Origin of the sequence: Enterococcus sp. AZ170 (genome assembly GCF_050545135.1) — a bacterium.
GTDB lineage: Bacteria > Bacillota > Bacilli > Lactobacillales > Enterococcaceae > Enterococcus_L > Enterococcus_L ureilyticus.
The window spans coordinates 423,753-437,956 of record NZ_CP172947.1; the positions used below are offsets into that span (position 1 = coordinate 423,753).

Annotated in this window: 13 protein-coding genes; 11 read left to right on the forward strand and 2 right to left on the reverse strand. The window is 38.7% G+C overall.

The annotated features are described in order from the left end of the window. Positions 1 to 70 precede the first annotated feature (70 nt). The 3 genes from tuf to IGJ55_RS01940 all read left to right on the forward strand — a co-directional run bounded on the left by tuf (position 71) and on the right by IGJ55_RS01940 (position 2,355). Positions 71 to 1,258, forward strand: a complete 1,188-nt coding sequence (gene tuf / locus IGJ55_RS01930; protein ID WP_069641181.1) for an elongation factor Tu — start codon at positions 71 to 73, stop codon at positions 1,256 to 1,258. A 226-nt stretch (positions 1,259 to 1,484) separates the two neighbouring features. Next, positions 1,485 to 1,811, forward strand: coding sequence for a PadR family transcriptional regulator (locus IGJ55_RS01935; protein ID WP_069641182.1), 327 nt, complete (start codon positions 1,485 to 1,487; stop codon positions 1,809 to 1,811). Next, positions 1,801 to 2,355, forward strand: a complete 555-nt coding sequence (locus IGJ55_RS01940) for a DUF2812 domain-containing protein (RefSeq protein ID WP_069641183.1) — start codon at positions 1,801 to 1,803, stop codon at positions 2,353 to 2,355. Before IGJ55_RS01935 ends, IGJ55_RS01940 begins: the two co-directional genes overlap by 11 nt. Before the next feature lie 288 nt (positions 2,356 to 2,643). Here IGJ55_RS01940 and IGJ55_RS01945 read toward each other — a convergent pair whose 3' ends face one another. Then, positions 2,644 to 3,036, reverse strand: a complete 393-nt coding sequence (locus IGJ55_RS01945) for a tautomerase family protein (RefSeq protein ID WP_069641184.1) — start codon at positions 3,034 to 3,036, stop codon at positions 2,644 to 2,646. Between the two features lie 21 nt (positions 3,037 to 3,057). After that, complete coding sequence (locus tag IGJ55_RS01950) at positions 3,058 to 3,813, reverse strand: DeoR/GlpR family DNA-binding transcription regulator (protein ID WP_207120415.1); 756 nt, start codon at positions 3,811 to 3,813, stop codon at positions 3,058 to 3,060. 284 nt (positions 3,814 to 4,097) lie between these two features. Here IGJ55_RS01950 and iolA point away from each other — a divergent pair, with 284 nt between their 5' ends. The 8 genes from iolA (at position 4,098) to IGJ55_RS01990 (ending at position 14,161) form a co-directional block, all read left to right on the forward strand. After that, on the forward strand, positions 4,098 to 5,558 hold the full coding sequence (iolA, locus tag IGJ55_RS01955; protein ID WP_069641186.1) for a methylmalonate-semialdehyde dehydrogenase: 1,461 nt from the start codon (positions 4,098 to 4,100) through the stop codon (positions 5,556 to 5,558). A 19-nt stretch (positions 5,559 to 5,577) separates the two neighbouring features. Then, positions 5,578 to 6,396, forward strand: coding sequence for a 5-deoxy-glucuronate isomerase (gene iolB, locus IGJ55_RS01960; RefSeq protein WP_430607224.1), 819 nt, complete (start codon positions 5,578 to 5,580; stop codon positions 6,394 to 6,396). 14 nt (positions 6,397 to 6,410) lie between these two features. Continuing rightward, a complete protein-coding gene (iolC, locus tag IGJ55_RS01965) occupies positions 6,411 to 7,370 on the forward strand; it encodes a 5-dehydro-2-deoxygluconokinase (protein ID WP_430607225.1) in 960 nt (319 codons plus the stop codon). A 21-nt stretch (positions 7,371 to 7,391) separates the two neighbouring features. Beyond that, positions 7,392 to 9,305, forward strand: coding sequence for a 3D-(3,5/4)-trihydroxycyclohexane-1,2-dione acylhydrolase (decyclizing) (gene iolD, locus IGJ55_RS01970; protein ID WP_430607226.1), 1,914 nt, complete (start codon positions 7,392 to 7,394; stop codon positions 9,303 to 9,305). 214 nt (positions 9,306 to 9,519) lie between these two features. Next, entirely contained in the window at positions 9,520 to 10,524 is a 1,005-nt protein-coding gene (locus tag IGJ55_RS01975; RefSeq protein WP_069654060.1) for a Gfo/Idh/MocA family protein, read from the forward strand. Positions 10,525 to 10,580: 56 nt separating this feature from the next. Next, positions 10,581 to 11,609, forward strand: coding sequence for an inositol 2-dehydrogenase (gene iolG, locus IGJ55_RS01980; protein WP_430607228.1), 1,029 nt, complete (start codon positions 10,581 to 10,583; stop codon positions 11,607 to 11,609). A gap of 32 nt (positions 11,610 to 11,641) precedes the next feature. After that, entirely contained in the window at positions 11,642 to 12,535 is an 894-nt protein-coding gene (gene iolE, locus IGJ55_RS01985) for a myo-inosose-2 dehydratase (RefSeq protein ID WP_069641192.1), read from the forward strand. A gap of 24 nt (positions 12,536 to 12,559) precedes the next feature. Continuing rightward, on the forward strand, positions 12,560 to 14,161 hold the full coding sequence (locus IGJ55_RS01990; protein ID WP_207120422.1) for a solute:sodium symporter family transporter: 1,602 nt from the start codon (positions 12,560 to 12,562) through the stop codon (positions 14,159 to 14,161). Positions 14,162 to 14,204: the final 43 nt, after the last annotated feature.

A 14,204-nucleotide genomic window follows, 5' to 3' on the forward strand; every position in this document is an offset into this window, starting at 1 on the left:
TGATCAGGTAGCTGTAAAACTATCTATCAAATAAAAATAAAATTCATATATTTTAGGAGGAACATTTAAAATGGCTAAAGAAAAATTTGACCGTTCTAAACCCCATGTAAACATTGGTACTATTGGACACGTTGACCATGGTAAAACTACATTAACTGCTGCAATCGCAACTGTGTTATCTAAACACGGTGACGGTGAAGCTCAAAACTATGCTGATATCGATAACGCTCCAGAAGAAAAAGAACGTGGTATCACAATCAACACTTCTCACATCGAGTATGAAACTGATGCTCGTCACTATGCCCACGTGGATTGCCCAGGACACGCGGATTACGTTAAAAACATGATCACTGGTGCTGCACAAATGGATGGAGCTATCTTAGTAGTATCTGCTGCTGATGGTCCTATGCCTCAAACTCGTGAGCACATCTTGTTATCACGTAACGTTGGTGTACCATACATCGTTGTTTTCTTAAACAAAATGGATATGGTAGATGACGAAGAACTATTAGAATTAGTAGAAATGGAAGTTCGTGATTTATTATCTGAATATGACTTCCCAGGTGACGACACTCCTGTTATCGCTGGTTCTGCTTTGAAAGCTTTAGAAGGCGACGCTTCATACGAAGAAAAAATCTTAGAATTAATGGCTGCAGTTGACGAGTATATCCCAACTCCAACTCGTGACACTGACAAACCATTCATGATGCCAGTCGAAGACGTATTCTCAATCACTGGACGTGGTACAGTAGCTACTGGCCGTGTTGAACGTGGAGAAGTTCGCGTTGGTGATGAAATCGAAATCGTTGGTATCGCTGAAGATACTAAGAAAACAACTGTAACTGGTGTTGAAATGTTCCGTAAATTGTTAGACTACGCTGAAGCTGGCGATAACATCGGTGCTTTATTACGTGGTGTAGCCCGTGAAGATATCGAACGTGGACAAGTATTAGCAAAACCTGCTACTATCACTCCTCATACAAAATTTAAAGCTGAAGTTTATGTTTTATCAAAAGAAGAAGGCGGACGTCACACTCCATTCTTCACTAACTACCGTCCTCAGTTCTACTTCCGTACAACTGACGTAACTGGTGTAGTTGAATTACCAGAAGGTATCGAAATGGTAATGCCTGGTGATAACGTTGCAATGGACGTTGAATTAATCCACCCAATCGCTATCGAAGAAGGAACTCGTTTCTCTATTCGTGAAGGCGGACGTACTGTTGGTTCAGGCGTTGTTTCTGAAATTACTAAATAATTACAGCTCAATATAAAGCAATAAAACCGACGTGAAAAATCGGAGTACTCGGACGTAAGTCGAAGGGATTTCCCTTCGGCTTTTTTTGTGTTTTGAATTTTTGCTAGATTAATTTGAAACCTGCTCAAAAAAATTCAAAATGTTCTTGACATATATCGAGGTTCGATATAATATAGTGTTACGATGTATCGCACCTCGATATATAGATGGAGGAGTTGAATAATAAATGGAAGATAAGCTAAAAAGAATATACATACCAATGACAGAAACAGGTTTCTATATTTTATTTGCACTTAGAGAAGAACGTCATGGCTACAGTATTATTCAATACGTTAAAGAAATGACGAACCAAGAAATTATCATTAGTGCAGGTACGATGTATGGCAGTCTCAGTAAAATGGAAAAGGACGGATTAATTCAAGCGACAAAAGAAGAAAATAGACGGAAAAGCTATTTGATCACAGAGTTAGGAGAGGAAATATTAGTACATGAAATAAATCGAATTAAACGACTCTATAAAAATAGTATTGGGGAGACAATAAATGGAAAATAAAAAAATAAAGAAATACTTTGGGTTGGCAGATTATCTAGAAGAAGAACAATTTTTACAAGAACAACATAAGAATGGATGGAAAATGGTAGAGTTAAAATTACCTTTTAGCACATACACTTTTGAAAGATGTGAACCAGAAGAGTATATATACCAACTAGATTTCAAACAACAAGAGAATGACCTAGGAGAATATCTACAATTATTTGAAGATTGTGGGTGGGAGTACTTTTATAAATATGGGAACTGGTACTATTTTAGAAAGCTAAAATCTGAAATAGAAGAAGAAAATACTATTTTTAGTGATGCTCCGTCTCGTGCGGAAATGGCAAGAAAAGTGGTGAAGTTTCAAGGAATGATTGCACTAGTTGCATTATTTCCACTGAGTTATTTAATACCTGTATTACTAAATAGAAACGAAGGAAAAAATTATGTTTTACTTGTCTTACTCGGGCTAATTATAGGGATCACAGTTATTTTATTAGGTGTTCACTTAAGAAATTTTTGGAAACTTACTGAGATTCTTAAAAATGAAGAGCAAATTTGAAAATAATATTAGATTCTAGAATTTTATTTTACTCGTTAAATGTGTTCCTTTTTTTGCTGATATGAATTTCAGTTGATATCCACGAAATGATTAAATTTAAGAAACAAGTATAATAAGATTGTAGCAACAGCCGTTTAGGATCGGGCAATTACTGAAAACCGCACAATGCCATAAAGCGCATTGTGCGGTTTTCAGTAATTGCCAAAGAGCCTGACTTTTTCACACCGTTTACTCGGATTCACGGTGATGTTAATAAAACTTAAAGTGTTTTGTCTCAATTGCTTTACCTTAAAGTTTTCCGGTCATAAACTGCGCTTCCCCGAAACCAAAGCTCCAATCAGCATCATTATTGATGATGAAAGAAATAAGTAAGTTCTCAGGTGCGATCCCACATAACTCGTCCAACTGTTGTGCAAGTAGCTGATAAAATATTTCTTTTTGATCGGTTGTTCGTTCTCTGCTAATAACGGTTAGTGAAATCATTTTAGCAGGATCTCTTTTAAAACCTAGCCCTGTATCTTCTAGTACCATTTCAAAAGGTTTGTGCTGCGTAACAATCTGATATCTATCACCTGTTGGAACATCAAAAGATGCTAAGACTGCGGAATGGGCAATATCGAGTATCGTTTGTATTTCTTCCTGGCTGCGTCCTTCGACCAAATCAAATTTTAGTAGTGGCAAGTTGAGTCCTCCTTTTTTTATTTAGTTGCTATATAGAAGTTCGACTGTATGTAAGTCGCAAAACTCTACGTATTTTTCAGGTATCTCTCTTGTTGTGACAATTCCTTTAATGCTTTCTAAAGGAGCGTACGTGAGTAAAGTAGAATGATCGAATTTTGAACTATCTGCCAGTAGGTAAATATCTTTGCTTCTTTGGACGATCATTTTTTTTATCCGATATTCCATTAAATCTGAATTAGTCAAACCACTCGTGATTGAGACGCCAGTTGCTGCCATAAAGGCTTTACTTATATTATATCTTGTCACAACAGCTTCATCTTCAATTCCTACAAAAGAACGCGTTTTTCTTTTATAACTATTACCAATAAGAATAAGTTGAACATTTTTCATTGCCGCAGCAAGGTTGATAATATCAAGATTGTTTGTTAATAAGGTAAATGGTAAGTCTGGATCAATGTGATTTAAAATTTGACTAGTAGTTGTTCCGGAATCGATATAGATTAAATCATCCTCTTTAATCAATGTAGCAGCTCTTTTACCAATTTGCTCTTTCTCTATTTGATTATGGATAGTGCGATTTTCAAAAGAAACTAAGCTATTCTCTACATAAACAACACCACCATAGACTTTCTTCAAAGTTCCTCTTTTTTCCAATTCATTGATATCTCGACGGATCGTATTTTTAGAGACGTTGAAAACACGGCATAATTCGTCGAGAGAAATACTGCCTTGTTGTTGTATGTAATTTTCAATTTGCTGAATTCGTTGTAATTTCATATTCTGTAACCTTTCTACTTCGTGTGATTAGATTCACTATAACACATGACCTTAATGTGTTCAACATATAACCAATTGTTTGCGGATTTAGCACTTTTTGAATCAATGAATTTTGTTTTTTTATAAAGAGTTTGGCAAGATATGATCAAAAAAGAAAATATTTCACCAAAAATGGGTTGACTATCGGAAATTGGAATTGTACAATGTAATCAAAAGTTAACCAAAGAACATCAAGATATAACCATCGTGTTGATTTTTAATAGAGAACAAGGAGGACGTTATAGATGGTAGAGGTACGAAAGTTAAAAAATTACATTGGTGGCAAATGGGTATCTAGTCGTACAGAAACGTATGAAGCAGTTTATAATCCGGCTACGAAAGAAATGTTGTGTGAAGTACCACTTTCTACAAAAGAAGATTTGGAAGAAGCGGTCACGATTGCTAGAGAAGCTTTTGAAACATGGAAAGAGATGGCAGTACCGAGACGTGCAAGGATTCTCTTTAACTATCAACAACTTTTAATCAAACATAAAGCGGAATTAGCTCGTCTAATCACACTTGAGAATGGGAAAAATCTCAACGAGGCTTTAGGTGAAGTACAACGAGGCGTTGAAAATGTAGAATTTGCTGCAGGAGCTCCAACGTTAATGATGGGAGATTCATTATCTTCGATTGCAACAGATGTAGAAGTTGCTAACTATCGTTACCCAATTGGGGTGGTCGCGGGAATTTCGCCTTTTAACTTTCCGATGATGGTTCCTTGCTGGATGTTTCCGATGGCAATCGCTTGTGGAAATAGTTTCGTTTTAAAACCGTCGGAAAGAACGCCTTTGCTAACTGAACGATTGGCTGAATTATTTACAGAGGCCGGGTTACCAGCTGGCGTATTTAATATTGTATATGGCGCACATGATGTTGTGAATGGGATTTTAGAACATCCAGAAGTGAAAGCGATTTCCTTTGTTGGCTCAAAACCAGTTGGTGAGTATGTTTACACTCAAGGGAGTAAGCACTTGAAACGAGTGCAAGCATTGACCGGTGCTAAAAACCATTCCATTGTCTTAAAAGATGCGGACCTAGATGATGCTGTGACCAATATTGTATCAGCCGCTTTTGGTTCCGCTGGTGAGCGCTGTATGGCGTGTGCAGTTGTAACGGTTGAAAATGAAATAGCAGATGCGTTTATCAATAAATTACAAGAAAAAGCATCAGGTATCAAAGTCGGAAATGGCTTGGATGACGGTGTCTTTTTAGGACCAGTTATTCGCGAAGAAAATCAAAAAAGAACACTAGCTTATATTGAAAAAGGAATCGAAGAAGGAGCCCGTTTGATTGCAGATGGTAGGGAGAATATTCCAGACAATGGTTATTTTGTTGGTCCAACTATTTTTGATGGTGTGACAACGGATATGACGATTTGGCGGGATGAAATTTTCGCTCCAGTATTGTCGATCATCAGAGTAGAAAACTTGCAAGAAGCCGTTACGACAGCTAATCAATCTGAATTCGCAAATGGAGCTTGTCTGTTCACTAATAATGCCTCTGCGATTCGTTATTTTAGAGAAAATATTGATGCAGGCATGCTAGGGATTAATTTAGGCGTACCCGCGCCGATGGCATTCTTTCCGTTTTCAGGTTGGAAGTCCTCGTTTTACGGGACGCTTCATGCAAATGGCAAAGACAGTGTAGATTTCTACACGCGTAAAAAAGTAGTGACAGCACGGTATCCTAAGACAAATATTTAATGGGAAAGAAGGTGTAAGGATGGTTCATTTAAAGTATAAACCTGTCCCGCAAGAGTTAGCGCAAGGCATCACGTTACTTCAACATATCAATAAAAATAATGCAGCTTTACAGTACATTGAATTGAAAGTCATAAAAATGACGAGTGGAAGTAAATTTCAAGAATCATTAGGAAAGCAAGAAGTGTGTATCGTTGCCCTAACAGGGAAAATTACAGTAACGGATGGAGAACAAACCTTTAAGACAATCGGCACGCGAAAAAATGTCTTTGAAAAAATCCCAACGGATAGTGTCTATATCTCGATAGAGCAAATGTTTGATATTACAGCGATAACCGAAGCCACGGTGATTCTATGTTACTCACCATCTGATAAGAAAAAGACAACTACTCTGATTAAAGCCTCAGATAATACCATTGAACGCAGAGGGAAATATCAGAATAAACGTTTGGTGCATAATATTTTACCAGATACAAGTCCAATTGCTGATCGTTTGTTAGTTGTTGAAGTGTTTACTGATGGTGGTAACTGGTCTAGTTATCCACCTCATAAGCACGATCAAGATAATTTACCTCTAGAATCGAAATTAGAAGAAACGTATTATCACGAAATGAATCCCAGACAAGGGTTTGTTTTTCAGCGAGTGTATACAGATGATCGCTTACTGGATGAAACGATGGCTATAGAAAATGGTGATGTCGTCGTTGTTCCAAAAGGCTATCACCCAGTAAGTGTGCCGGATGGTTACGATTCTTATTACTTGAACGTAATGGCAGGTCCAACTAGAAAGTGGCAGTTTCATAATGATCCTGACCACGAATGGATTTTAAACAGAGAATAGAAGGAGTGACAAGGATGACGAAAACATTTGATATGATCGCCCTTGGTCGAGCATGTATTGATTTGAATGCAGTGGAATATGATCGACCGATGGAAGAAACGATGACCTTTAAAAAATATGTAGGTGGTTCACCAGCAAATATCGCAATTGGCAGTGCAAAGTTAGGTGTAAAAGTTGGTTTTATTGGGAAAATTTCAGATGACCAGCATGGGCGTTTCATTAAAGAATACATGAGCGAAGCTGGAATCGATACGAGCCAACTGTTCACTGATCAAAAAGGACACAAAACAGGATTGGCATTTACGGAGATCAAAAGCCCAGAAGAATGCAGCATTTTGATGTATCGAGATCAAGTGGCAGACTTGTACCTAGCGCCGGAAGAAATCGATGAAGAATACATCAAACAAACAGATCTCTTGTTGGTATCTGGAACGGCACTTGCGCAAAGTCCTTCCAGAGAGGCGGTATTAAAAGCAATTGCTTATGCTAGAAAAAATCAGGTGAAAGTTGCGTTTGAACTAGATTATCGTCCGTACACATGGCAATCACCAGAAGACGTTTCCGTTTATTATTCAATCGTTGCTGAAAATGCTGATATCGTGATCGGTACAAGAGATGAATATGATGAACTAGAAGGCAAAAAAGGTGGAACAAATCAAGCGACCACAGACTATCTATTTCAGCATCGCCCTGAGTTGATTGTGATCAAGCATGGCGTAAAAGGTTCGTATGCCTATACCAAAAAGGGGGAAACCTATCAAGCGGGTTCGTATAAGACCAAAGTCTTGAAAACGTTCGGTGCAGGTGATTCTTATGCAGCAGCCTTTTTATATGCATTAAATACAGGGAAAGACATTGAAACCGCATTGAAATATGGAAGTGCATCGGCGGCTATTGTTGTTAGTAAACATAGTTCATCCGAAGCAATGCCAACAGCCAAAGAAATCGAACAATTAATTGCAGATCAATCTTGATTAAAGTAAGGCGGGAAAGTAATGGCTAAAAAAATTCGATTAACCACAGCACAAGCACTGATTAAATTTTTGAATCAACAATATATTCAAGTTGATGGTGAAGAATGCCCTTTTGTTGAAGGTATTTTTAATGTCTTTGGCCATGGGAATGTCTTAGGAATCGGTCAAGCACTTGAAGAAAATCCAGGGCATTTGAAGGTAATTCAAGGGAAAAATGAACAAGGGATGACACATGCAGCAGTAGCCTATAGTCGGCAGAAATTAAGACAGAAAATTTTTGCTGTTACAGCTTCAGCTGGTCCAGGATCTGCCAACTTGCTCACAGCGGCGGCAACTGCGTTTGCCAACAACATTCCAGTGCTGATCTTACCGGCAGATACGTTTGCTACACGTCAGCCTGATCCAGTTTTACAACAATTAGAACACGAAACCAGTGCGGCAATCACAACGAATGATGCCTTTAAAGCGGTCTCTAAATATTGGGATCGTGTTCAACGACCAGAACAATTGATGAGTAGTCTGCTACGAGCGTTTGAAGTCATGACGAATCCAGCGAGCTGTGGTCCAGCAACGATTTGTATTGCTCAAGATACTGAAGCAGAAGCGTATGATTACGATGAAGAATTTTTTAAAAAGAGGGTGCATTACGTTGATCGGCAAGTTCCTACAGAGCGTGAACTAAATGGTGCCGTAGAAAGAATCACGACAAGTAAGAAACCAGTCATTATCGTTGGAGGTGGAGCAAAGTATTCCCAGGCACGGGAAGCATTGATTCATTTGTCTACACAATGTGGGATTCCGTTAGTTGAAACACCTGCAGGTAAATCAACTGTAGAAGCAGACTTTAAAAATAACTTAGGAGGTACGGGTGTTTTAGGAACTTTGGCTGCTAATAAGGCAATTCGACAAGCTGATTTGGTTATTGGAATCGGTACAAGGTATACGGATTTCACCACGTCTTCTAAAACCGCTTTTAATTATGACCAAACGAAATTTTTGAATATCAATGTCAATCGCATGCAGGCCTATAAGTTTGATGCGTTCCAGCTTATCGGCGATGCAAAAGAGACAGTAGAGAATCTGATCCCGATGTTGGCAGACTATCAAACGTCATTTGGTGAAATTATCAAGGATCTGAAAGAAGAATGGGCTGTTGAAAGGAAGCGTCTAGGTGATATTTCTTTTTCGAGGGAGAACTTTTCTCCAGAGATTAAAGACCAGTTCACGCAAGAAATTCTAAATGAATATTCGGATACGCTACAGACTGAATTGGCTCAAACTAGTGCATTTCTTACAGTTAATAATAACGTAGCTAAAGACAGTATTGTCATTGCATCAGCTGGCTCTTTACCTGGTGATATGCAGCGTTTATGGAATCCACTCGTGCCGAATACGTATCATCTTGAATATGGTTATTCTTGTATGGGGTATGAAATCAGTGGTGCTTTAGGCGTGAAATTAGCCAGTCCAACACAAGAAGTCTATGCCATGGTAGGTGACGGGAGTTTCTTGATGCTTCATTCAGAACTAATCACGGCATTGCAATATGGGCAAAAGATCAATATTCTGTTATTCGATAATTCTGGATTTGGCTGTATCAATAATTTACAAATGGGTAATGGTAGCAGTAGCTATAAGTGTGAATTTAGAGATCATCGTGAGCAAATCATGAATATAGATTATGCGAAAGTTGCGGAAGGGTATGGCGCCAAAAGTTATCGTGCTAATACAAAAGAAGAACTGATTGCAGCGCTAGAAGATGCTAAAAAACAAGAAAAATCTACTCTGATTGAAATGAAGGTTTTACCAAAAACAATGTCAGATGGGTATGACAGTTGGTGGCACGTTGGGGTTGCAGAAGTTTCAAAAAGTCTGGCAGTTCAAGAGTCGTATGAGCGTAGTCAAAAAATGTTGGAAAAAGCCAAAGAGTATTAGCATGACAATAGGTTGGATCGGGAGCGTTTCACTTCACGAAATAAGAAGGAGTTGTTTCTGATCTTACCGTGTGTTCAAATTCTAGCTCTATAGGCTATGGCTTAACGAGTTATAGTCCATATGCAAATAAGCATTTTTTTGAAAGCGCATACGTTACAGTGTGGCTAAGGAAGTTGTCCAGCAGGTTTGTAAAAAAGAAAATGGAGGCAAAACAATGGATTTAAAAGTTGGCGTCATTGGGACAGGTGCAATCGGCATCGAACATATCAAACGAATCAATGAAAAAGTGCAAGGCGCGTACGTGACTGCGGTATCAGATATAAACGTAGAACAAGCTCAGCGTTTAGCAAATCAGATTGATGCTGTCTTTTTTGAAACAGGAGAAGAATTGATTGCTTCACCTGATGTGGCTATTGTTGTGGTAACTTCTTGGGATCCAACCCATGAAAAATATGTTTTAGAAGCAATTAAACATGGAAAATATGTTTTCTGTGAAAAACCTTTAGCGACAGATAGCGCAGGTTGTAAACGAATCGTTGATGCTGAAGTAAAAGCAGGAAAGAAACTAGTTCAAGTCGGCTTTATGAGACGATACGATCGAGGTTATATTGAATTGAAAGAAGCCATCGAAACCAAAAAATTCGGGGAGCCTTTGATGCTTCATTGCGCCCATAGAAACCCAACGGCAGATGAAAACTATTTAACGCCAATGGCGATCATTAACACAGGAATCCATGAACTCGATGCTTTGCGTTGGTTGCTTCAAGAAGATTATGTTTCAGCTCAAATGATTTTGCCTAAACAAACGAGTTTCACACATGAAAAACTGCATGATCCACAGATGTTGATTTTAGAAACAGTTTCTGGTGTCCATATCGATTTAGAGATTTTCGTTAATTGTCAGTTTGGTTATGATATCAAATGTGATGTTGTCTGTGAAACGGGAGAAATTGGATTAGAAGATCCAGCATACACACATGTGAAGGCAAAAGGAAAAAATTATACCAAGATCGCACCAGATTGGCAAACTCGTTTTGTTGAAGCGTATGACTATGAATTTGAATTATGGATTCGTTCGATTCAAACGGGCAATCTAACTGGACCGACTGCTTGGGATGGTTATGCGGCGGCCGTTACGATGGACGCTTGTGGTAAGGCTAGAGATACAGGTGAGCGAACATTGATTCAGTTACCTGAATGTCCAGCATTATATAAATGAAGCAACTTTATTAAATAAATCAACATTTAACTTTTAATTATAGGAGGAAGTAAAGAGTGGAAAAAATCAAGGTTGGAATTGTCGGCTTAGGCCGTCTAGGGAAAGTTCACGCAAAAAATTTAGCTGAAAATGTTCAAGGGTGTCAATTAATTGCTGCTTGTAGTTTTGTGCAAGAAGAATTGGATTATGCAATCAGGGTATTAGGGGTAGAAGAAACCTATCAAGACTATGAAGAAATGGTCAAAAGTCCAACGATTGATGCGGTGTTTATTGTGTCCCCTTCTGGCTTTCACTGCGAGCAGATTCAATTGGCGATGGAACATGGTAAACACGTTTTTAGTGAAAAACCGATTGGCTTGGATTTAGCTGAAATCGAAGCGACAGAGCGGGTAATTCAAAGTCGTCCGGAACAAGTATTTATGTTGGGATTCATGCGTCGTTATGACGATTCGTACCGCTATGCCAAACAATTAGTAGAAGATGGGGAATTAGGGGAACTGACTCTGATGCGCTGTTATAGTATCGATCCTAGTTCAGGTATGGAAAGCTTTGTAAAATTTGCGGGCGCCAGTGATAGTGGAGGGATTTTCATGGATATGTCAATTCACGATATCGATTTAGTCCGTTGGTTTACAGAAAAAGAAGTAAGCAAAGTATGGGCGTTAGGGAAAAATGCTGCTTATCCTGAATTGGATAAAGTAGGAGAATTGGAAACAGGAGCGGCCATGATGCAATTGGAAAACCAAGCGATGGCGATCTTAGTTGCAGGTCGTAATTGTCATCATGGGTATCATGTAGAAACTGAGCTGATTGGAACGAAAGGGATGCTTAGAGTAGCAGCGGCGCCAGAGAAAAATCTTGTTACGATCATGGATGAAAAAGGCGTTGTACGAGCTTGCTCACAAGATTTTCCAGAACGCTTTCGTGAAGCTTTCGTTAATGAAGCGAAAGAGTTTATTGCATGTATCAAAGAAAAACGTCAACCGCAAGTTTCAGCTTATGATGGGCTGCAGTCAACTAAAATCGCACTAGCGTGTAAACAATCATTTGAAACAAATGAATTGATCACAATTGAAAATCTATAGATAGCAGTCCTTTGAAAGGGGAGAAAAATAAAATGAATGAGTCAAAAATCCGTTTGGGCATTGCGCCGATTGCTTGGACAAATGATGATATGCCAGAGTTAGGGAAAGAAAATACGTTTGAGCAGTGTATTAGTGAGATGGCTTTGTCCGGCTATGTAGGGACTGAAATTGGGAATAAGTACCCGAAAGATCCAGATGTCTTACGACCGTATCTTGATATTCGAGGGTTGTCAGTCGCAAGTGCTTGGTTTAGTGCCTTTTTAACAACGAAACCGTATGAAGAGACAGAGCAAGCGTTTATTGAACATATGAATTTTCTCCATGCTATGGGGGCCAAAGTGATTGTTGTGTCGGAACAAGGACATAGCATTCAGGGTCAGATGGATCTAGCAATTTTCAAAGAAAAGCCGGTATTTTCTGCGTCAGATTGGCAAGCATTAGCAACTGGTTTGGAACGCTTGGGTGCGTTGGCAAATGCGAAAGGAATGACGATTGTTTATCATCATCATATGGGGACAGGTGTGCAAACGACAGAAGAAATCACTCGTTTGATGGACTTGACAGATCCTGAAAAAGTTTCTTTGCTATTTGATACCGGACATTTGGTCTTTTCTGGAGAAGACCCAATTGAAATTTATCAAAAATATCAAGAGCGTATCAAACACATTCATTTTAAAGATATACGAGAGCAGATAGCAAGACAAGTCAGCACAACGGAGCAAAGTTTTTTAAATGCAGTTAAGTCAGGAGTATTTACTGTTCCAGGAGACGGGATGATTGATTTTGCACCGATTTGGGAAGTTATCAAGAGTAGTGATTACGAAGGGTGGATTGTTGTTGAAGCCGAACAAGATCCGGCGCAGGCTAATCCTTTTGAATACGCAGTGAAAGCGAGAGACTACATTCACGAAATCACGAGTATTTAAAAACAAAAAAAGGAGCGGAATTCTATGAATCTATTTTCTCTTATTAGTTTTGTCGTAATCGTGGCTTGTGTTTGGATTTTTGCGTACAGTCGTGCGAAAGGTGTAGATACTTCTGGATCAGAAGGGTTCTTTATGGGAGGGAGAAGCCTGACCGCTTTGCCGATTGCAGGTTCTATTATCATGACGAATTTATCCACTGAACAAATCGTTGGTCAGAACGGGCAAAGTTATCACGCTGGTATGGAAGTTATGGCGTGGGAAGTAACGGCTGCGATTGCAATTGTTGCCTTAGCCGTCATCTTTTTACCGAAATATTTTAAGTATGGTATCAATACCGTTTCAGATTTTATTGAAATTCGCTATGATACAGTAACGAAACGAATTATTTCGATTCTATTTATCGTGACGTATATGATTTCATTTTTACCGGTTGTTTTATACTCAGGTTCACTCGTTTTTAATAAAATTTTTCATATAGATGAATTGTTAGGTGTTCGTCCGATTGTCGCAATTATTTTAGTTGCCTTGATCATCGGCGTGATCGGAATTCTCTATTTATTGATTGGTGGATTATCATTAAGTGCCAATAGTGATACCGTATATGGTGTTGGGTTGTTGATTTGTGGTTTATTGATTCCAATTTTAGGTGTAATGAAACTAGGTGATGGAAACTTTATTGGTGGAGTAGATTATATTGTCGACCATACGCCGTGGCTGTTAAACTCTGTTGGTGCAATTGATTCAGCGATTGTCCCTTGGCCAACGTTGATCACGGGAATGTTGTTCAATAATTTATATTTCTGGTGTACGAATCAAATGATCGTGCAAAAAGCGTTATCTGGGAAGAATCTAGCAGAAGCGCAAAAGGGGACCTTTATTGTAGGGCTTTTCAAAGTATTTGGCGCATTGTTCTTAGTATTTCCAGGTATTGTTGCACGTAATATTTTTGGGGATGCACTGATGAGCAATCCCGACAATGCATATCCATATCTCGTGACAGAGGTTTTACCTCAAGCGTTGTTTGGTGTATTTGCAGCTGTGATTTTTGGGGCGATCCTGTCTTCTTTTGCCGGGGCTTTGAATGCGACAGCGACTCTGTTTTCGTTAGATTTCTACAAACCTGTGATTAATAAACAAGCGGATGATAAGCAAATTGCTCGGGCTGGGAAAATCGTTACTATAATAGTTGGTGTAATATCTGTGGTTGTTGCACCGTTCATTTCTTTCGCTCCAGCAGGGTTGTATCAATTTGTTCAAGAGTTCAACGGATTATACAATATGCCGTTATTGGTCATTATCCTGTTTGCTTTCTATTCGAAAAAAGCGACAGCTATCGCAGCGAAGTCAACAATTGCGATTCATATTGTGTTATATGCATTATCAAAAGTCTTTTTGAAAGATATTCATTTCTTGTATGTGTTGAGTCTGCTATTTTTCTTAGATATTTTGATCATGTTGGCGATTTCTAAGTGGAAACCAGATGGAAATTTTGTGTTGGAGTCCTTCGATACGAAAGTAGACATCAAACCTTGGCGCTATACTAAAGTTGTTTCGGTTGTGTTGGTGGTCATTGTCATTTTGACTTATGTTGCTTTTTCTCCAATAGGTTTAGCGAGCTTGCAATAAGGTGAGTTTAGTGTTTGGGGAAAGGAATATCGATTAACAGGAG